15 protein-coding genes and 1 tRNA gene are annotated in these 20,953 nt (G+C 64.5%); 7 read left to right on the top strand and 9 right to left on the bottom strand.

Features of this window, described 5'->3' with window-relative positions; all coding sequences use genetic code 11:
- Window positions 1-42 precede the first annotated feature (42 nt).
- Both ACX4ZE_RS10905 and ACX4ZE_RS10900 read left to right on the top strand, forming a co-directional pair.
- Window positions 43-984 carry a patatin-like phospholipase family protein gene (locus tag ACX4ZE_RS10905; protein ID WP_480273244.1) on the top strand — a complete coding sequence of 314 codons (942 nt, stop codon included), beginning with the start codon at window positions 43-45 and terminating at the stop codon, window positions 982-984.
- Window positions 985-1,062: 78 nt separating this feature from the next.
- Complete coding sequence (locus ACX4ZE_RS10900) at window positions 1,063-1,413, top strand: hypothetical protein (RefSeq protein WP_480273243.1); 351 nt, start codon at window positions 1,063-1,065, stop codon at window positions 1,411-1,413.
- Between the two features lie 16 nt (window positions 1,414-1,429).
- Here ACX4ZE_RS10900 and lat read toward each other — a convergent pair whose 3' ends face one another.
- Complete coding sequence (gene lat / locus ACX4ZE_RS10895) at window positions 1,430-2,764, bottom strand: L-lysine 6-transaminase (protein ID WP_480273242.1); 1,335 nt, start codon at window positions 2,762-2,764, stop codon at window positions 1,430-1,432.
- Between the two features lie 64 nt (window positions 2,765-2,828).
- Complete coding sequence (locus ACX4ZE_RS10890) at window positions 2,829-3,281, bottom strand: Lrp/AsnC family transcriptional regulator (protein WP_480273241.1); 453 nt, start codon at window positions 3,279-3,281, stop codon at window positions 2,829-2,831.
- A 111-nt stretch (window positions 3,282-3,392) separates the two neighbouring features.
- Between ACX4ZE_RS10890 and amaB the strand changes: the two genes are divergently transcribed.
- The 3 genes from amaB to ACX4ZE_RS10875 all read left to right on the top strand — a co-directional run bounded on the left by amaB (window position 3,393) and on the right by ACX4ZE_RS10875 (window position 5,833).
- Window positions 3,393-4,922: an L-piperidine-6-carboxylate dehydrogenase gene (gene amaB, locus ACX4ZE_RS10885; protein WP_480273240.1), complete on the top strand. Its 1,530-nt coding sequence runs from the start codon at window positions 3,393-3,395 to the stop codon at window positions 4,920-4,922.
- Window positions 4,923-4,987: 65 nt separating this feature from the next.
- Window positions 4,988-5,064, top strand: a tRNA-Met gene (locus ACX4ZE_RS10880).
- A gap of 367 nt (window positions 5,065-5,431) precedes the next feature.
- The gene (locus ACX4ZE_RS10875) at window positions 5,432-5,833 is read left to right on the top strand and encodes a hypothetical protein (RefSeq protein WP_480273239.1); all 402 of its coding nucleotides are present in this window, start codon (window positions 5,432-5,434) and stop codon (window positions 5,831-5,833) included.
- 130 nt (window positions 5,834-5,963) lie between these two features.
- Here the strand turns inward: ACX4ZE_RS10875 and ACX4ZE_RS10870 are convergent, their stop codons facing one another.
- From ACX4ZE_RS10870 to ACX4ZE_RS10850, 5 genes are all read right to left on the bottom strand, one after another.
- The gene (locus tag ACX4ZE_RS10870; protein WP_480273238.1) at window positions 5,964-6,380 is read right to left on the bottom strand and encodes a type II toxin-antitoxin system VapC family toxin; all 417 of its coding nucleotides are present in this window, start codon (window positions 6,378-6,380) and stop codon (window positions 5,964-5,966) included.
- Window positions 6,380-6,634 carry a type II toxin-antitoxin system VapB family antitoxin gene (locus tag ACX4ZE_RS10865; protein ID WP_480273237.1) on the bottom strand — a complete coding sequence of 85 codons (255 nt, stop codon included), beginning with the start codon at window positions 6,632-6,634 and terminating at the stop codon, window positions 6,380-6,382. The genes ACX4ZE_RS10870 and ACX4ZE_RS10865 overlap by 1 nt, the downstream gene beginning before the upstream one ends.
- A 123-nt stretch (window positions 6,635-6,757) precedes the next feature.
- Window positions 6,758-10,252, bottom strand: coding sequence for an indolepyruvate ferredoxin oxidoreductase family protein (locus ACX4ZE_RS10860; RefSeq protein ID WP_480273236.1), 3,495 nt, complete (start codon window positions 10,250-10,252; stop codon window positions 6,758-6,760).
- A 326-nt stretch (window positions 10,253-10,578) separates the two neighbouring features.
- Window positions 10,579-11,415: an SDR family oxidoreductase gene (locus tag ACX4ZE_RS10855; RefSeq protein ID WP_480273235.1), complete on the bottom strand. Its 837-nt coding sequence runs from the start codon at window positions 11,413-11,415 to the stop codon at window positions 10,579-10,581.
- A 45-nt stretch (window positions 11,416-11,460) separates the two neighbouring features.
- Entirely contained in the window at window positions 11,461-12,006 is a 546-nt protein-coding gene (locus ACX4ZE_RS10850) for a histidine phosphatase family protein (RefSeq protein WP_480273234.1), read from the bottom strand.
- A gap of 97 nt (window positions 12,007-12,103) precedes the next feature.
- On the opposite strand from ACX4ZE_RS10850, the gene ACX4ZE_RS10845 reads away from it, so the two are divergent.
- Complete coding sequence (locus ACX4ZE_RS10845) at window positions 12,104-16,789, top strand: ATP-dependent helicase (protein ID WP_480273233.1); 4,686 nt, start codon at window positions 12,104-12,106, stop codon at window positions 16,787-16,789.
- Between the two features lie 178 nt (window positions 16,790-16,967).
- Window positions 16,968-17,750 carry a DNA-formamidopyrimidine glycosylase family protein gene (locus ACX4ZE_RS10840; protein ID WP_480273232.1) on the top strand — a complete coding sequence of 261 codons (783 nt, stop codon included), beginning with the start codon at window positions 16,968-16,970 and terminating at the stop codon, window positions 17,748-17,750.
- 34 nt (window positions 17,751-17,784) lie between these two features.
- On the opposite strand, the gene ACX4ZE_RS10835 is transcribed toward ACX4ZE_RS10840, so the two are convergent.
- Both ACX4ZE_RS10835 and ACX4ZE_RS10830 read right to left on the bottom strand, forming a co-directional pair.
- Window positions 17,785-19,518, bottom strand: a complete 1,734-nt coding sequence (locus tag ACX4ZE_RS10835) for a glycerol-3-phosphate dehydrogenase/oxidase (RefSeq protein WP_480273231.1) — start codon at window positions 19,516-19,518, stop codon at window positions 17,785-17,787.
- Between the two features lie 220 nt (window positions 19,519-19,738).
- Window positions 19,739-20,914, bottom strand: coding sequence for an aminotransferase-like domain-containing protein (locus tag ACX4ZE_RS10830; protein ID WP_480273230.1), 1,176 nt, complete (start codon window positions 20,912-20,914; stop codon window positions 19,739-19,741).
- Window positions 20,915-20,953 lie beyond the last annotated feature (39 nt).

Below are 20,953 nucleotides of genomic sequence, written 5' to 3'. Positions count from 1 at the left end.
TCCGAGCCCGATACGCATACCACGATGCCGTATCGTGGTCCGGTGACCAGTTCGCCGAGTAACTCCCCTGTCGCGGAGTTGATCCGCGCGCGTCATGCCGCTGCCAGTCGCGCCGATGGGCATCGGCTCGTTTTGGTCATCGAAGGCGGCGGCAGCCGGGGCGTGTACTCCAGCGGCATGGTAGCCGCGCTGGAGGAACTCGGGCTCACCTCGGTATTCGACGCGGTGTACGGCACGTCCGCGGGAGCGATCAACGGTGCTTGGCTGCTGTGCGGGCGCGCGATTGTCGGCATGCGCCCTTGGACCGACCCGGCGATCATGCGGCGGGCCATCGACCCCATCCGCTTCCTGCGTGGACGTCCCCCGTTCGATCTGCGGTACCTCGTGCATCAAGTGTACGACGGCATCGAGCCGATGGATTTCGACGCGATCCTGTCCAACTCCACCACATTTCATCCGATCGCCACCGATATTCGTACCGGTCGAGCAGTCGACCTACAACCACACATCACCGACAAACACACGCTCATGCGTGCACTACGCGCCTCGGCCGGCCTGCCCATCCTGGCCGGGCCACCGGTCGCCTTGGGCGACAACGCCTACTTCGACGGTGGTCTCGTCGAAACTGTGCCCATCCGCACCGCTTTCCGTGCATCCGCCACACACGCCCTGGTTCTGCGTACCCGGCGCGCCGACGAAAAACGCCCGCCTGCCTCGCTGCTGCACCGGATCGTCGGCGGCGGCTATCTACGTACAGTAGCGCCCGGCGCCTATCGGGCCTGGCGCGAGCGGCCGAGACAGCAGGACATCGAAGACAAAGCGCTGGTCGATCTCGGCGACTCTGTATTGCAGATCCGTCCTCCGCTCGGCGCACCCGATGTCGGCAGCGCCGACCGCGACACCAGGCTGCTGGCTACCGCTCTGCGCATCGGCCGCCGAACCGTGGTGTCCGCTCTTTCCGCCACCGTCGCGCCCACCGCGTGACCGGCACAACACCGAGTTTCTTCAAAGCTACCGCGTTGGGCGCTGGTCAGCCCCAACGCAGTGCGGGAGGTGAACACCATGGAACCGATCGAAATCAACGCGGGCGTCTGGTACCTGCGCGCCCTTCGCGCAGACGACCGCATCGATGATCGCCCCGCACTGGCGGCAGTCGGGATCACCGATCCGGACTATGTGGCGCTGCGCGGTGTGGGCTGGGAGCAGCAGACCCACTTCTCCTGGGCGGTCTGCGAACCAACAACCGCCGAAATGGTCGCCGAGATCGGGGTAACGCCTACCGGCGGTGGCACCGCGACCGTCAACGGATGGGCACATCCCGGCTACGAATCCGCCCTGAACGCCGGGTTGAGGTCTGTCCGTCGCTTCCTCGCCGACGGTCTCGGCTTGACCGAGAACACCGATACACCTTGATCAATTCGTTCGCGAGCTACTCGAGCCTCGTCAGCACCCGATCCAGTGCATCGACAGCTTCGTCCAGTTCGGCACGCAAGACCGTCAAGGGCGGACGGAAACGAATGCCCCGCTCACCAGTGCCGAGGATCAGCACATGCGCACGCTCGCGCAACGCGGTGAGCACCTCGTCACGCAATCGAGCCGACGAGAGCGTGATCGCGCACATCAAGCCGCGTCCGCGTGGCTCGCTGATGGCGACATGCCGCGCGGCGAGCTCGGTCAGCCGATCGAGCAGGTACGCGCCCAACGGCCCCGACCGCTCGATCAGCTCATCGCGCTCGATCACTTCCAGAATGCCCCTGGTGCGCACCATATCGGTGAGATTGCCGCCCCAGGTGGAATTCAGCCGGGAGCTGACCGCGAACACATTGTCGAGTACCTCGTCCACGCGCCCGCCCGCCATCACACCGCACACCTGAGTGCGCTTACCGAAAGCGACAACATCCGGCTCCAGCCCGAGCTGCTGATACGCCCAGGTGGTTCCGGTCATACCAACTCCGGTCTGCACCTCGTCCAGGATGAACAGCGCGTCGTTCGCATGGCACAGCCGCTGCACCGCCTGTAGGAACTGCGGCCGCAAGTGCCGATCACCTCCTTCGCCCTGGATCGGCTCTGCGATGAAACACGCGACATCGTGCGGATTGTCCGCGAACACCCGTTGCGCCTGGTCCAGTGCGTATGACTCTGCCTCCTCGATATCGAAGGCGTCGGTTACATAAGGCGCTTTGATCCGCGGCCAGTCGAAGCGGGGAAAGCGCGCGATCTTCACTGGATCGGTATTGGTCAGCGACATGGTGTAACCGGTACGGCCGTGGAACGCACCGGTCAGGTGTAACACTTTGGTGCCGAGTTCCGGTGCGCGACCACAAGCTTCGTTATGCCTGCTCTTCCAGTCGAACGCGACCTTGAGCGCGTTTTCCACCGCAAGGCCGCCACCGTCGATGAAGAACAGATGTGGTAGCCGCGGATCGCCGAGCACTCGCACGAATGTCTCGACGAAGCGAGCCATCTCGACGGTGTACACATCGGAATTGCTCGGTTTGTTCAACGCCGCTGTGACGAGGTCTGACCGGAAATCCGCGTCATCGACGAGGGCAGGATGGTTCATGCCCAACGCATTGGAGGCGAAGAAACCGAACATGTCGAGGTAGGAGCTGCCGTCACGTTCGTCGATCAAACGGCAGCCGCGGGACCGCCTGAGGTCGAGTACCAGATCGAAGCCGTCAGCAAGGATGCTGGCCGACACGATCTCATGGACCCGAGCGGCGGAAGTGACTGTAGCGCGGGTGCTTTCCAGTTCGATGGCCACCCCCAGAGCGTACGAAAGAATTAGCGAAATATCCACACTTGGACGTATAAATTACAACTATTTGCTATCTATCATAGAATGTCTGCAAAATAATGGTGCTCCGGGTACGTACGTTGGCAGTCACTCTGATCTCCTGGAGCAGCTGCTCCAGGTGCCGAGGGGACGCCACCCGCACCAGCAGGACGTAGCTCTCGTCTCCTGCTACCGAATGACAGGACTCGATACCCGGGATGTGCTGCAGTACCGCAGGCGCGTCATCGGGTTGCGACGGGTCGAAAGGAGTTATCGCGACGAATGCCGACAGCATCTGGCCGAGCGCTTCGGGATCAACGTCCGCGGTGTACCCACGGATCACGCCGCGCGCCTCCAGTCGACGGACCCGTGACTGCACGGCGGATACCGAGAGACTCGCCTTTTCGGCCAGGTTCGACAGCGTGGCCCGGCCGTCGGCTATCAGTTCACGAATCAGTAGACGATCGATGTCATCGAGTACAGGTCTTGCCGGTGTATCCGCCATCAGCGAAGGCTAACTCAGGCGACCCGATTCGTGCCCGAAGCCCTGACTCACCTCACCCTCCATATGGAACACGATGCCGCGATGCGGCCGAAAGGTATAGCGGAGCAACAGATGACTGAGGTACTCGACACCAAGTCCACCCAGGAACTCGCCGAGCGCACGACCACGTTGTTGCACGAGCTCGGCATGCGAGTACCGGAACCGGGCGGCCTGCCCGCGCGCACTCCGATCACCGGAGGGCAGCTACTGACCCTGCGGCCCAGCTCACCGCATGAGGCGGAAGCGGCTATCGGCCGGGCCGTCACGGCCTTCCGGGGCTGGCGGAATATTCCGGCACCGAACCGAGCCGCGGTAGTGCGCAGACTGGCCCAACTGCTCACCGCACATCGCGACAACCTGGCCGAATTGGTGACTCTGGAAGCGGGCAAGATACCGGCCGAGGCCGCGGGTGAAGTGCAGGAGATGATCGATATCTGCGAGTTCGCTCTCGGCCTGTCCCGACAGCTTTACGGATATACCATGCCCTCTGAACGACCGGGGCACCGATTGATGGAGACTTGGCACCCGCTCGGTGTGGTCGGAGTGATCTCGGCTTTCAACTTCCCGGTCGCAGTCTGGGCATGGAACACAGCGATCGCACTGGTCTGCGGTGACACCGTGGTGTGGAAGCCCTCGGAGACGACACCGCTGACGGCGCTGGCCTGCCATGCGCTGCTGCGCCGCGCGGCGACCGAGGTAGGCGCGGACCCCGAAGTGCATCAATTACTTCAAGGCGGCACCGATATCGGGTCCTTATTGGTGGAAGATGATCGGGTGGCGCTGGTCAGCGCGACCGGTTCGGTACGAATGGGCAGGCTCGTCGCGCCACGGGTAGCCGAACGGTTCGGCCGGTGCCTGCTGGAACTGGGTGGCAACAACGGCGCGATTGTCACCGCTTCCGCCGATTTGGAGCTCGCAACGCGGGCCATCGTGTTCGCGGCAGCGGGCACCGCCGGACAGCGGTGCACCACTCTGCGTCGCTTGATTGCGCACCGCGATGTCGCCGACCTTCTGCTCGACCGGCTCGAACGGGCATATCGGCAACTGCCGGTGGGCAATCCGTTCGACAATGGGGTGCTGGTCGGCCCACTTATCGACGGGAGGGCATACGCCGCGATGCGCGCCGCACTGGACAAGGCAGTGGCCGACGGCGGCGAACTGGTCTGCGGCGGCGAGCGAGTCGAAGGGTTCGGCGACGATGCCTACTATGCGCGTCCCGCCATCGTACGCATGCCCGCCCAAACCGCAGTAGTGCGCGAAGAGACCTTCGCGCCGATCCTGTACGTGCTCACTTATGACGACTTCGATCACGCGATCACCTTGCACAATGAAGTACCACATGGCCTTTCGTCCTCGATCTTCACCATCGATCAGCGTGAGGCCGAACGCTTCCTCGCCGCCGACGGATCCGATTGCGGAATCGCCAATGTCAATATCGGCACCTCGGGTGCCGAGATCGGCGGCGCCTTCGGCGGAGAGAAACAGACCGGTGGTGGCCGTGAATCCGGCTCGGACTCCTGGAAGGCGTATATGCGCCGGGCCACCAACACCATCAACTACTCCACCGAATTGCCCTTGGCCCAAGGCATCGAGTTCGGCTGAACAACCGCCCACTACCGACACGATTCGGTAGTTCGCCTCTACCCGTGTAGTGTTGTCCACGCCAACGCGGGGTGGAGCAGCTCGGTAGCTCGCTGGGCTCATAACCCAGAGGTCGCAGGTTCGAATCCTGTCCCCGCTACCAAGACCCGGGCTTGCCGGTTACCATACCGCCAAGCCCGGGTCCCCTTTACCCGGCCCGATGAGGAATCCACCCGCCATCTGGGTTGCGTCTCGATTCCGCTACCTCCCTATATGGACCCATAACAACCCGATCGTGGGCGGTCGAGTCCGCATCGATTTCGTTCTCGACAGGCAGCCGTGGCACTCCCACCACCCCACCCACTCGGCCTACGATTGATTTGTCGGCTTCATCACGAAGTCGACGAGCTGGGGCGGGCCCCGGCACTACAAAGCTGTTCTGCCGGTGAGGTCGGACGGCATATCCGCATTGTCCACCTCCCGAGGGGGTACCGTTCCAGCCCCAACACGGACACCTCGAGGAGGTCATCATGCTTGGTGAGCAGGTTGGCGAGGCCAGCGGCCAGGTGATCAGCACACGCGTTCTCGACGACACCGGCCTCGGCCCCCGAACAGAGATGACCGACCATCAGGTCGGCACGATGTGTGGCGTTCGGGTCGAGATCACCGTGACCTACACCGGCACAATGCGCCCCAACGGCACGCTCGCGGGCGAAGGAACCGGGTTTGTGGTCACCGAGAACGGGCAGACAGCAACGTTCCGTGGACAGGGAGTCGGCAACTTCACCAGCCCCGGAACCGTCACCTGGCGAGGTTCGAACTTCTACGAGACCACCGGAGACGAACTGAACGCACTGAACGGGATCGCTGTCATGTTCGAGTACACCGTCGTGAGCGGCAAGTCCGAAGGCAAGCTGTTCGAATGGAAGTAGTGACCGATGCCGACCGGATGGCAGTCCCTATAGATATCCACCCCTTGCGGCCTCATCGGCCGCGAGGGGCGGATCGGGTCGAGGTCGAGGACTGCCGGTCGGCTGGACCACTATGTCGTGTCCAGACTGTCTATTCGTCTTCGACGCCGATCTCGGGCAGTACCACGGGGGTGATATCGGTGTGCGGGAAATCGTTCCCCTTGAACAAGAGCGGTTCGCCACTGACCTTGGACAAAGCGTAAGAGAAGCAGTCGCCATAGTTCAATCCCGCTGAATGGCTGCCTTTACCGTAAGTGCGGTACGCGAGCCGTGCCGCATGGACATGTTCGGGATGCACTGCGATCAAGTCGACAGCCGCATGGTGCATCCACAGATCGAACTCTCGGCCACCGGCATTGCCGTAGCGGCTTTCGATGATGATCGAGGTCTCCAGGTAGGTCGCGGTAGACATGAATCGAACGGGGTCGGCCGCGATCGCGGCTTCGAAGCGAGGTGCGTCCGATTCATCGGTCAGCATGGCTATGACAGCTGATGTATCGATCACCATCAGGACGGCAGACCTCGGCGGTCATAGCCAAGGATTTCTTCGGCGCCGCGGTTGTCGAGAACCGGCAGCGCAGCGCAGCTGCGGCGGATCGCGGCCAACTCAGCACGCAGCGGTACCGAACGTGCCCGCCCGGTTTCCCGGGCGAGCCGCTCGCGCAAGGCAATGACCACCGCTTCAGTCATCGTCTCTCCGGTTCGGGCCGCGAGTTCACGCGCCAGCCGATCCGCTTCGGGATGCTTGATACTCAACGCCATGTCTAGATTCTATATAAATAGGAATAATCTATACATTGATTCTGGACTATAGCGCGCTGGAGCGCAGCCCAAACATCACCTCGGCAGCTTCTGCGCGGCACTCCGAACCACCATCAAGCCGCTCTAATAACGTGGCGGCTCGATACCGAGATCGCGCAGACGATCGACGTAGACCGCCACATTGGCGAGCTTGACGTCCTCATAACCTCGGACGAGATCAGGCAGACCCGCAACCTCGACGGCGCGATCGTAGTTCGCTTCGGCGAGAGTATCGGCGAGAGCGGTCACCATCGCGGTGTAGTGGTCACGCAAGGCACGCTCCACCCGGCGCACGCGACTATAGCCGAACAGGTCGAACGTAGTGCCGCGCAGACGTTTACCTTTGGCCAGTACACGTAGGGCGATATGACTTCTCGGACCGAAGCCGATCTTCTTCCCACGCCCCAGAGCACGCAGGATCGGTGGGTGCAGCTGATAGGTCAGATTCGCACCTGTAGGCAACTGGGCAGCGACATCCGCCAAGAAATCAGGGGCGGTGAGCCGCCGTGCCACCTCGTACTCATCCTTATAGGCGGTGAACTTGTACAGTCCGCGCGCCACCTGCTCGCTGAACTCGGTGCGGTCGCCGACCCGACGCTGGGCATCCCAGATCCGTTGCATCGTCCGCACATACGTACGAGCGATTTTCACGTTCTGGAAGCCGACCAGCTCCAGCGCGCGCAACTCGACCAGCCGCCTGGTCTCTCCTGTCGCAGTGAATCCGTCGAAAAGTCCTTCCGGAACATCGATCTCGGCTTCCGCGCGACGTGTCGCCGCGGTGGCCGCGGCGAACTCGTCGGGTCGGGCCACCGCGACGCGACCCCAGCGGAACGCGGCGATGTTCGCCTCGACCGCTACATCGTTGACCGTGATGGCTTCCTCGATCACCGTGGCGGGTATCCGTAGACCACCGATTTGATAGGCGGCGCCGACCAACAGAAAGTTGGCGGTGGTGGTATTACCGAACAGCGCTTCGGCCGCGGCCAGCGCGTCGAACGCACGCACCGCGCGGGAGACTCTCGCCAAACGGTCCAGCAGCAGCTGCTCGTCCGGATAAGCCACCGACGCGTCGTATACCATATCGCCGGTCGGTGTCCTGCTGGTCGATGCCACGGCGGCGGTGACCGTCTTCGCGCCATACGCGAGATTCTTGGCATCGGTAGCGGTAAGCAGGTCGAAGGCCATAATGCAGTCCGCCGAGGCGGGCGAGAGCCGGTTTGCCGGTTCCAGGTCGCCGCGCGCGAAACGCAGATGGGAGACCACTGGGCCCGCCTTCTGGCTCATGCCGATCTGATCGAGTCCGGCGACGTCATACCCAGCGCGCAACGCCGCGGTAGCCAACACCTGGTTGACAGTGACGATGCCGGTTCCGCCGATACCGGCGAGGAAGATGTTCTGGGTCGATGCCGGCAGGTGGCCGGGAAGTTCCGGTAGCCGCGGCGGCTCGATCCATACCCCGGAGCGCTTGTTCGCCTTGGCGTCAGTCGGGTCGGGCAGCTCGACGGTGACGAACGAAGGGCAGTCGCCGTTCAGGCAGCTGTAGTCAGTATTGCAGGAGGTCTGGTCGATCCTGGTCTTCCGGCCGAACTCGGTGTCCACCGGCTGGACCGACAGACAATTGCTCTGCACGCCGCAATCACCGCAGCCTTCACACACCGCCTCGTTGATGACCACCCTGGTCCGGCGCGTCGGCAATGTGCCGCGTTTGCGCTGCCTGCGCGCGTCCGCGGCACAGTGCTGGTCGTAGATGAGCACTGTGACACCGGGGGTCTCACGCAGGGCGCGCTGTGCTTCGTCGAGCCGATCCCGATGCCAGAGCAACGCGCCAGGAGCGAGATCGCGTTTGCGGTAGCGTTCGGGCTCGTCGGCGCAGACGATGATCCGCCGCACCCCCTCGGTGGTGAGTTTGTGTGTGAGCATCGGTACCGTGAGCGCTCCCTCGGCGTGCTGCGCGCCTGTCATCGCGACGACATCGTTGTGCAGCAGTTTGAAGGTGATGTTCACCCCCGCTGCGACGCATGCCTGCACGGCGAGCTGGCCGGAATGGAAGAATGTGCCGTCACCGATGTTCTGGAATAGATGCGGCAGATCGGTGAACGGCGCCTGGCCGATCCACTGCGCACCCTCGCCGCCCATCTGAGTCAGGCCGGTGACCTTGCTGTCGGCGCGACCCGACACGGTCACCAGGGTATGGCAGCCGATACCGCCACCGGCCAGTGAACCTTCCGGCACGGCAGTGGAGCGATTATGCGGACAGCCGCTACAGAAATAAGGTGCGCGGGTGGCGGGCAGCACCGACAGCGACAGCGGTTGTGGTAGCGGACGGCGCAGCTCGAGGAAGCCATCGAGTACTCGGCGCAATGGCGCGGCGATACGCCCTGAGGTGAGTTCACCGTCCTGAGCGAATAGCGGTCGACCTACGTCATCGCGTTTACCCACGATCTCGGGCGCGCTGGAGGTACCGTACAGGATGTCCCGGATCTGGGTCTCCAGGAAAGGCGTCTTGTCCTCGACCACGACCAATCGGGACAGTCCAGCGGCGAACTCCCGAACTCGTTCGGGGGCCAGCGGATATGGCATGCCGATGCGCAGCAGCCGAACACCCGCGCGGTACAAGGCGTTGTCATCGGCGCCGAGATCGACCAGCGCCTGCCGGACCGCGTCGAAGGTCGTTCCCGTGGCGGCGATCCCGATTGTCGCGCGGGCCGGGTTCAGCTCGAGCACATCCAGTTCATTGCGCATGCTGTATGCCTGCACCATCGCCCAGCGCGGACCGTAGAGGTCCGCCTCGGCGAGCAGGCTGTCGGCAGGCGCGGCCATCGGGCGCTGCCGATAGCGGAATCGCTGCCCCTCCCACTCGATCTCGGGCACCACTATGTCGATGTCACCGACCGAACCGCCGACCGTCCACGCGCCGTCGGCAACATCGGCAACGACCTTCAGCGCCACGAGGCATCCCGAGGCACGCGACAGGGCTACCCCATGCATACCCATGGTGATGATCTCGCGGGCATTGCGCGGAAACAACACCGGGATGTTCAGCGCCGCCAGCGAGCGCTCGCTGGCGGCGGGCACGGTGGAGGACTTCGCGGCCGGGTCGTCGCCGACCAGCAGCAGCATGCCACCACGCGGATTCGCACCGTACATATTGGCGTGGCGCAGAGCATCGGTCGCACGGTCCAGTCCTGGCCCCTTGCCGTACCAGACCCCGATGACACCGTCATGGGTCATGACGTCGGCGGGCAGATCGGCCTGACTGCCCCACACCGAGGTCGCGGCCAGTTCCTCGTTCAATCCTGGGACGAAGGCGACGTCGTGCTCAGCGAGGGCATCCGGCATTCCGGCCAGCATCTTGTCCACACCGCCGAGTGGACTGCCTTGGTATCCCGATACGAACGTACCAACCCGCTTGCCTGCGCGCAGATCGCGCGCATGTTGCTCGAATATTTGCCGGGCGATGGCCTGGACACCGGTGAGGACCGCAGTGCGCCCCCCGACCCGATAGCGGTCGGCGAGCCGATAGCGGTCGGCGAGATCATCAGGCGCTGCGATCAGATCGCGGTCAGCGAGTTCGGTCATACAGATCCATCCGTCTGCTCGGCACCGATCAGGCGCCTCACATTGTTGAGCACTTGGTGTGGATATCCTGCATTCAGAGATCTGGACGCACAACTGTTGATCTAGGTATATAGCATTTTGCTCAACCCTATACGGTGCGAGTAGACGCCACCTATGCACCATGTGAGGTAGGCGACAGTGCCATGGCATTCACTGCTCTGAGCCGATGTCCCGGAGCAGCAGTGCGAATAACAATGGCCGGCCCCATCCCACAAACCGGATAGTTCAGCGGTGCGGCTGCTCGTGCGCCGCCGGGTACGGCCGGTTCGGCGCTGAGCGCGTAGGCGTCAACTGAGTGAACGAATCTTCCGCTCGTACTCCGCACGAGTCCGCTCATCGGCCGGATATAGCGCACGATCGCCGTCGAACAGCCTTCGGACCAAGTGCGCGGCGCGTTCCGGCACCGCAGCGAGCGCAATGTCCACCGGGCCGAGATAACTCGGCACAGCCACTTCGGCCTTACGGGTGGCGCAGGTGCGCACGATCGCCGCAGCGACATCCTCCGGATCGACAGTCGGCATGCCGCGTCCGAGTGTCAGCCCCGAGGAAAGACGGGTGCGCACAGCGGAAGGAAGGACACAGCTGACACTGACCCCCTGTCCGGCGAACTCCAGCCGAGTTGTCGCCGAGAGTCCGACAGCCGCGAACTTGCTCGCGCTGTAGACAGCCAGACCGGGGACCGGCACCTTGCCCGCCAAGGAGGCGACATTGACGATGTGGCCGCGACGGCGCCGCACCATACCCGGCGCGACAACCCGCATGCCGTGGATGAGACCCCACAGGTTGATGTCCAATGTGGCCTGCCCGACCATGTCCGGCTCATTCAGGAAGGCGCCCGCCGGCATGACACCCGCGTTGTTGACCAGGATGTCGACCCTGCCCATCGCAGCAAGCACCGTGTCCCACTGACTGCGGGAGCGAACATCCAGTTCATGGGCGATGGCACCGATCTCGGCTGCCGCCGCTTCGGCCGCCGGCTTGTCCACATCCCCCAGCACGACATGAGAGCCTTTGGCGACGAACAGTTCCGCAGTGGCTCGGCCGATACCACGGCCACCCCCGGTGACCAGGACATTCGCCTCACGCAGATCGATATGCGGGTAGTCGGATCCGAGGATTCGCATACGAGGGCTCCTTGTTCGACCGCGTCGTGTTCGACCACGACTCCGCTAAGCCATGCCGTGCAGCGTCCACGAACCACGATAGTGCAGACGGGTGCTGCTTCCGGGTGAAATGTCGATGCGCCAGAACGATTTCGGCGGGGCGGACAGGGTCACCAGCAGCGCGGCCCGGATGATCGCCGGGTGGGTGACCGCGATGGTGGGCACCTCCTGCGTGGCGACCTCAGCCATCCAGCACCTGGTCCGCTCGATGACGTCCATCACGGACTCTCCGCCGTGTCCGCGGAAACCGGGGTCGGTGAGCCACGCGGACAACTCGTCCCGAGGCAATGCCCCCAGCTCTCTACCACGCCAGGCGCCCGTGTCCAGATCGCGCAGCCGATGGTCCGGTGCGCCGGACAGCCCGAGGGCGACAGCGGTCTCTACGGTCCGGCGCTCTGGACCGGTGCGCACCTTCCTGCCTATCGGCCGGCCTGACCCTGACAACGACCGGCGGCCCGCCTCGGTAAGCGATTCGTCACCCGGAAAGCGCGCCTTGCGCATCGCCTCGGTGATGCCATGGCTGACCAAGTCGAGTCTGAGCACCTTCCGCATCCATAGCAGGGTACGGTCCAGTTGCCGTCGAGCCACTCATACCGCACCAACCAGCGGTACCGGCGTACTTGTCGGTCACCCGATGCACACTGATGCCATGACCAGGTTCTCCCGCCCCACCCAGGAGTGGTTCGACGGAGCGTTCCCCGCGCCGACATCCGCTCAACTCGGGGCGTGGCAGGCGATCGCGGCGGGCGAGCACACGCTCGTCATCGCACCGACCGGGTCCGGCAAGACGCTCTCGGCGTTCCTCTGGGCGATAGACCAGTTGGCTACCCGAAAGCCGTCCGGCGAGCGCACCGGCACTTCCGTGTTGTACGTGTCGCCGTTGAAAGCGCTCGCGGTGGACGTGCGGCGCAATCTACGGTCACCGCTGGTCGGCATCACCCAGACTGCCGAACGCTTGGGGCTGGAGCCGCCGAATATCACTGTCGGGGTCCGTTCCGGTGATACCAGTGCCGCCGACCGGCGGTCTATGCTGCGCACCCCGCCGGATATCCTGATCACCACTCCGGAGTCGCTGTTCCTCATGCTCACCTCTGCGGCGCGGGACAGTTTGCGTGAGGTCGGCACGGTGATCGTGGACGAAGTACACGCGATCGCAGGGAGCAAGCGCGGCGCCCACCTGGCACTGTCGCTGGCCCGACTCGACCTGCTGACCGAACGGGCGCCGCAACGTATCGGCCTATCCGCTACCGTGCGACCCGCGGAGGAAATCGGGAGGTTCCTGGTCGGCGCCGCACCGATCACAGTGGTCGCGCCGCCCGCACCGAAGACTTTCGAGCTTTCGATCCGAGTGCCCGTAGCGGATATGACCGAGCCGGGTGAATCCGACCAGCCTGGGTCGATCTGGCCACACGTGGACGAGGCGATCGTCGACCTCGTGCTGGAGCATCGATCCTCAATCGTATTCGCGAACTCGCGCAGGCTGGCCGAGCGCCTCACCGCCCGGCTGAACGAGGCCTACGCGGCACGGCTCGGCGCACCGACGCCAACCGAGCACGGGCCGCCCGCTCAGCTCGGGCCGTCCACCGAGGTGATCCACGGCGCCGAACCACTGCTGGCACGAGCACACCACGGTTCGGTCAGCAAGGAGCAGCGCGCACTGATCGAAGACGATCTCAAAAGCGGGCGGCTGCGGTGCGTCGTCGCGACCAGCAGCCTGGAACTCGGTATCGACATGGGCGCGGTCGACGTGGTGGTACAGGTAGGAGCGCCCCCTTCGGTGTCGAGCGGGCTACAGCGGATCGGGCGAGCCGGGCATCAGGTCGGTGAGATCTCGCGTGGAGTGATCTTCCCGAAGCATCGCACCGACATCGTCCGCTGCGCGGTAGCGGCGCAGCGGATGACGGCGGGCCGGATCGAGGCGGTCCGGATACCGGCGCATCCGCTCGACATCCTCGCTCAGCAGACCGTTGCCGCGTGCGCGCTCGACCCGGTCGATGTCGACACGTGGTTCGACGTCGTCCGTGGCACGGGAAGCTATGCGGCGCTGCCGCGCTCGGCCTACGAGTCGGTACTCGACCTACTCTCCGGACGCTATCCTTCCGAGGAGTTCGCGGAGTTGCGGCCCCGGCTGATCTGGGACCGTGACGCCGGGACGCTGATCGGCAGACCCGGCGCGCAGCGCTTGGCCGTGACCTCGGGTGGCGCGATTCCCGACCGCGGCATGTTCGCGGTGTACATGGTCGGAGAGAAGGCTTCGCGAGTGGGGGAACTCGACGAGGAGATGGTCTACGAGTCTCGGGTCGGCGATGTGTTCGCGCTCGGGGCGACGAGCTGGCGGATCGAAGAGATCACCTTCGATCGGGTGCTGGTGGCACCGGCATTCGGACAGCCGGGCCGGTTGCCGTTCTGGCATGGCGACGGGCTCGGTCGCCCTGCGGAACTCGGCGCGGCACTCGGCGAGTTCGTGCGCACGACCGGGCAGAAACTCACCACTATGGCGGCTGAGGCTACCGGCGCGCGAACAACAAAACAGCGAAAATCCGGCACAGCTTCTATAGCTGCGGGCAACGCGCACGATATGCGGACGACCGGTCTCGACGACAACGCGACCGCGAACCTGATCACTCTGCTGGACGAACAGCGCACCGCGACAGGGCAGCTGCCTACCGACCGCACCTTGGTGGTGGAGCGGTTTCGCGACGAACTCGGCGACTGGCGGCTGGTCCTGCACTCGCCCTACGGACTGCCGGTCCACGCGCCATGGGCGTTGGCCATCGGGGCACGACTGCGTGAGCGGTTCGGGGTAGACGCCGCGCCGAACGCGTCCGACGACGGCATCGTCGTGCGCCTGCCCGACACCACCGACGATCCGCCCGGCGCCGAGCTGTTCGTCTTCGAGCCCGACGAGATCGACGAGATCGTCACCGAGCAGGTGAGCGGATCGGCGCTGTTCGCCACCCGGTTCCGCGAGTGCGCCGCACGCGCACTGCTGCTGCCGCGCCGCGATCCGGGCAAGCGGGCCCCGTTGTGGCAGCAGCGGCAACGCTCGGCCCAGCTGCTCGACGTAGCCCGGAAGTTCCCCGAGTTCCCGATTCTGCTGGAGACGGTGCGGGAATGTCTGCGCGACGTCTACGATCTACCGTCACTGCGCGAGCTGTTCGGCCGGGTGGCACGGCGTCAGGTGCGGTTGGTCGAAGTGGAGACTGCGGCGCCGTCGCCACTCGCGAACTCTCTGCTGTTCGACTACATCGGTCAGTTCATGTACGACGGTGACAGCCCACTGGCCGAACGTCGCGCCGCCGCGCTCTCGCTCGACTCGAGCCTGCTTGCCGAACTGCTGGGTCGCGTCGAACTACGTGATCTGCTCGATGCCTCGGTGGTCGAACAGATCGAGCGGGAATTGCAGCGGATCACCGCACAACGCTATGCGCGGGATGCCGAGGGGCTGGCGGACCTGCTGCGGCTGCTCGGGCCGCTCACCGCATCGGAGGCTGCCGAGCGTTGCGCTGCGGACCCGACCGGGTGGTTCACCGATCTCATCGCCTCGCGTCGCGCACTGGAGGTCTCGTTTGCGGGTCACACCTGGTGGGTTGCGATGGAGGACGCGGCCCGGCTACGGGACGCGCTCGGAGTGGCGCTACCGCTCGGCACCCCGTCGGCGTTCATCGAGCCGGTGGCCGATCCCCTCGGCGATCTGTTCGGCCGTTATGCCCGCACCCATGGCCCTTTCCGCACCGAAACGGTCGCGGACAGGTTCGGGCTCGGCACCGCTGTAGTCGCCGCCACACTTCATCGGCTGGTGACCGAAAAACGTTTGACACAGGGTGAATTCACACCAGGAGCTACGGGTTCGGAGTGGTGCGACCCGCAGGTGCTTCGCCGGCTGCGCCGCCGGTCGCTCGCCGCCGCACGGCACGAGGTCGAGCCGGTCTCGACCGCCGCTTTCAGCCGCTTCCTACCATCCTGGCAACACGTCGGCACCGGAGAACTGCGCGCTATCGACGGCGTGGCGGCAGTCGTGGAGCAGCTTGCCGGCGTTCCGCTTCCGGCATCGGCCTGGGAATCGCTCATCCTGCCCGCGCGGGTACCCGATTACACCCCGGCCATGCTGGACGAGCTCATGGCGGCAGGCGATGTGATCTGGTCCGGTCACGGCGCCCTTACCGCGAAGGACGGCTGGGTCGCCCTGCACCTGACTGAGCAGGCCCCATTCACTCTCGCACTGCCGGACAATATCGACCACACGGATACTCAACTACGGTTGCTCGGCGCACTCGGTGCGGATTTTGCGCCAAGGACACCCCTCGGTCCGGCCGGGCACCCGCCGGTAGTGCTGGATGGGCTCGCCGCAGCAGCCCAAAGCAGCGGTGCGCGCATCGATCCAGCCGCTGATCGGCCTGCCCGTACGGGCGGTGCGTTCTTCTTCCGGCAACTCGCGGACGCCACCGCCGCGGTGGACGACTCCGCGGTGGTCGCCGCGCTGTGGGAACTGGTCTGGGCGGGCCGGGTTTCCGGTGATACATTCGCGCCGGTGCGTGCGCGACTGGCCGGAACAACACGGGTTACCGCCGCGCACCGCACGCCCCGGCGCGCACCACGCGCGCGCGCCTATCTTCCCCGGCCGAGCATGCCGACCCGCTCCGGTCCGCCCGTGGTAGCCGGCCGATGGTCTCTGCTCCCCGATCGAGTATCAGACACCACCGTGCGCGCGCATGCGAGCGCGGATCTGCTTCTGGAGCGCTATGGAGTACTGACCAGGGGGTCGGTACAGAACGAAGCGGTGCCGGGCGGATTCGCACTGATGTACCGGGTGCTGACCGAATTCGAGGATCGTGGCCGGTGCCGCCGCGGGTATTTCGTCGACTCCCTCGGCGGCGCCCAGTTCTCCACTACCGATGTGGTAGACCGCTTACGCTCCTTGGATACCGAGCGCATCCGCCCCGTGTCCGGACAGCGGGCGGGCACTGTGCACGCGCTGGCAGCGTGCGATCCCGCCAATCCATACGGCGCCGCACTGGCCTGGCCCAAGAGCGATATCGACAGCGGACATCGCCCAGGGCGCAAAGCAGGGGCGCTGGTCGTTCTGATCAACGGGGAGCTGGTTCTCTATCTGGAACGGGGCGGCAAATCCCTGCTGACCTTCACCGAGGAACTCGATGCCTGCCGCGATGCGGCGCATGCACTCGCCGACCTGGTCCGACGGCGCCGGGTGAGCGCACTGGTGGTAGACCGCATCAACGGAGATACTGTGCACGGCAATGTCGGCGCCGGATTTCTCATCGAAGCGGGCTTTACCGCAACCCCGCGCGGTCTTCGCCTGCGCAGCCACCCATGAACAGCCCCACCTCGACCCAGTCGGCCGACCGAGGAGGTACTCGACGAAATGGTTGTCCAGACTACGAGCGGTATCGGCCGCGCATGGTCCGCATGGGCGTCCTCGACCGATCTGGTCATAGCTAGTTCCGGCTCGAGCCGGTGCGCCGAGACCACTGTCCCCACACCAGGATCACGGTATGCCTGAAGGAGACACCGTTTATCTGACTGCCCAACGCCTGCGTACGGCTTTAGCTGGAAAAACTTTGATGCGCAGCGATTTTCGAGTTCAACGGTATGCGAACACAGATCTGTGCGGTCAGGTGGTCGATAGTGTCGGCAGTTATGGCAAGCATCTGTTCATCCGGACATCGACGGTGAGCGTGCATACGCACCACAAGCTGGAGGGCAGCTGGCATGTGTTCCATTGTGGACAACGCTGGTCCAAACCCAGGGTCACTGCACGGATCGTGCTGAGCACCGAAGAAGTGGAGGCCGTAGGGTTCTCGTTGAGCACCGTCGAGGTGGTGCGAGTGCGCGATGAGCATCGGATCGTCGAGCGACTCGGTCCCGATCTGCTCGGTCCGGATTGGGATGCGACCGAGGCAGTCCGGCGGCTGGAGCAGCGGCCGAGTCAGCCGATCGGCGTCGCCTTGCTCGATCAGCGCAATCTGGCAGGTATCGGCAATATCTATCGTAGTGAGGTCTGTTTCCTGCGCCGGGTGCACCCCGCTACTCCCGTCGCGGCAGTGCCGGACCTGCTCGCACTGGTCAATGAGGCGCATCGGGTGCTCACCGAAGCCATCCGTAAACCTCCGCGACGCCCGTTGGCCTATGGCCGTGCCGATCGCCCGTGTCAGCGCTGCGGTGCCCCACTGGTAGCCGGACTGCTCGGTGACACCGCACCCGATTACGACCGGGTGGCAACGCGGGAACGCGGCATTTTTTTCTGCCCCCGTTGCCAGCCCACCCCAGTTACCTGACCCGATCGCACCGAGCACGCGCGGTAGCAGGGGATCAGCTCTCGAGCGGCACCGGTTCCAGGATCTGCTGTCGTGGCTCGGGGGCCGCGATCCGCAGAGCGTCGGCGGAGATATCGTCCGGCTGGGTCTGCGAGCGGATCTCCGCGCCGACTCGTGCCTGGTATATCCGGACCTCCAGATCGATCTGCTCCTCATCCCAGCCCAGCACAGGCGCGACCAGCCGCGCCACTTGCTCGGCGCAGTTGATGCCCCGATGCGGGTATTCGATCGAGATTCTGGTTCGCCGGGCGAGGATGTCGTCCAGGTGCAAGGCGCCCTCGGCCGCTGCCGCATACACCGCCTCCACCTGCAGATAAGCCGGGGCGTCTGTAATCGGCTGCACTAGTTCGGGTTTCCCCTCGGCGAAGGACATGACCTCATCGATCAGCGAACCGTATCGACCCAATAGGTGTTTGATCCGGTACGGATGCACACCGTACGTTTCGGCCAACTGCACTGTCTGGTTGATCAGCGCGAAATAGCCGTCTGCGCCGAGCAGCGGCACCTTCGCTGTGATCGATGGTGAGACCCGAGCCGGAATATCTTGCGCGGCTTCGTCCACCGCGTCGTAGGCCATCACCCGATAGGTGGTGTACTTACCGCCCGCGATACCGACCAGTCCTGGCGCGGCCCGAGCGACGGCGTGCTCGCGCGACAGCTTGGAAGTCTCGTCGCTCTCTCCCGCCAGTAACGGGCGCAGACCCGCGTACACTCCATGGATATCGGTGGCCGTGAGCGGCGTGACCAGCACCTGGTTCACCCGCTCGAGCAGATAGTCGATGTCGGCCCTGGTAGCCGCCGGATGCGCCAGGTCGAGGTTCCACTCGGTATCGGTCGTGCCGATGATCCAGTGCGCGCCCCACGGGATGACGAACAACACCGAGGTCTCGGTGCGCAGGATTATCGCGGCGTCGCTGATGATCCGATCGCGGGGCACCACAATGTGCACACCTTTGGAAGCGCGCACATAGAACCGTCCGCGCTGATGCGACAGGGCCTGGACTTCATCGGTCCACACGCCGGTCGCGTTGATCACCACATGAGCGCGGATCTGGCCCGAACGCCCGTCCTCGGTATCGCGCACCTGTACGCCGACCACTCGGTCAGCCTCCCGCAGAAAACCGACCACCTGGGTGGACGTACGAATCACCGCGCCGTAATGGGCGGCCGTACGCGCCACCATCATGGTGTGGCGCGCATCGTCGACCACCGTATCGAAGTAGCTGACCCCGCCGACCAGAGCATTGCGCCGTAATCCAGGTGCCAGCCGCAGGGCGCCCGCGCGAGTCAGATGTCGTTGACCGGGGACAGATTTGGCACCACCCATCGAGTCGTAAAGGACCAGGCCCGCCGCCACGTAAGGCCGCTCCCAGACCCGATGGGTCAGTGGATACAAGAAGCGCAGTGGTTTGACCAGATGCGGCGCCAGTCTGGATAGCGAAAGCTCGCGTTCTCGCAGTGCCTCACGCACCAATCCGAACTCCAGCTGTTCCAGATATCGCAAGCCACCGTGGAACATCTTCGAAGACCGACTGGAGGTACCCGCCGCGAGATCACGCGCTTCGACCAGCGCGACCTGCAATCCTCTGGTCGCCGCATCCAACGCGATACCTGCCCCGACCACCCCGCCTCCGACGACCACCATATCGAAATGATCCTTGCCGAAACGTTCCCAGGCCGCTCTTCGCTGCTCCGGACCGAGGAACTCCGCATTCGGTTTGATGACCATGCCCGACTCCTCCAGCCGATACGGATTTGTCCGATCGAGCCTTCCTCTACAGGCTAGATGAATCGCCGCCGCCCGACCGGCCGCGACCGAATACGCCCCACTTGCAGCTATCAGTTGGCAACATTTCTTATGCTAATAGCGAGGGGCTCCGGCAATGCGATAGCCGCGGCGAGCGAACCCACACACCACCGGATCGACTGAGCAGGCAGTGGCCGAGTAGCTATCCGAGCGCAGACGCGAGACGATCGATCGCCAGTTCCAATGTCGGCGCATCGGAGGTGGCGAAACACATCCGCATCGAGTTGCGGTACCCACCATCGACCGAGAAAGCGGAACCGGGAACATAGGCGACACCAGCGGCGAGCGCCTGCGGCAACAGGCAGTCGGTGTCGGTGCCGTCGAGAAAATCGACCCAGACGAACATCCCGCCCGCCGCATCGCTACACCGCACACGATCGCCGAACCTGGTACGCGTAGCGTGCGTGAGCGCCTTCGCCCGCGCACCATAGACCCCGCGTACATGGTCGATATGGTCGGTAAGCCACATCGCATCGGCGAGCAGCTCGGCGGCGATCTGCTGGGTGAGCGCCGAACCACACAGGTCGGCACCCTGTTTCAGCAGCTCGACCGCGCGGCAGACCGGTTCTGGTGCGACCATCCAGCCCACGCGCAGACTCGGCGAGAGGATTTTCGACGTACTGGACAGCCGTATGACATTGTGCGCGAAAGATGCCACCGAAACAGGTACAGGGCTATCGAACCACAGCTCACCATACGGGTCGTCTTCGATCACCCAAAAGCCGTATTCCTCCGCCAACCGGGCTAGTTCCGTACGGCGCCGCAAGCTCATGGTCACCCCACCAGGGTTATGGAAATTACTTACCGTATGCACCACGGCCGGCCGCTCGCCCGCGGCGAGCAGCGTCGTGATCGCCTCTGTAGACATGCCCTCGGCATCCAACGGCACCCCGACGATGCGGGCACCCGCAGCCCGAAAGACTTGCAGTGCACCGATATACGCTGGATTCTCGACCACGACCAACGCGCCTGGATCAAGTAGTACTTCGGTCAGTAGCGACAATGCCTGCTGTGATCCATGGGTCACGAACACCTCGGCGGTTCCCACCGAGCGGCCGAGCCCGTCCGACTCCCGCTGCGCGAGCACCTCACGTAACGGCCCCCATCCTGACGACTCGGTGTACTGCAAGCACCCGTGATGGCTCAACACGGCAGCCGCGGCGGCGGCCAGTCGCTCACGTGGCATCAACGCGGCATCTGGCAGGCCACCGGCCAAGCTCACGACCTCGGCCCGCATGGTCAGCTTCAACAGGTCACGAATCGCCGAACTGTGCAGCCCATCCAACTTGCTTGCCAGCGGTGGGATAGTCGACGACATAGAAGACCTCCAGAGAACGCCGCGGTACGCGATATCCCA

The sequence above is a fragment of the Nocardia sp. TBRC8007 genome (assembly GCF_056629435.1).
Note: the sequence above shows the minus strand (reverse complement) of the source record. Positions and strands in the feature narration are given on the sequence as shown.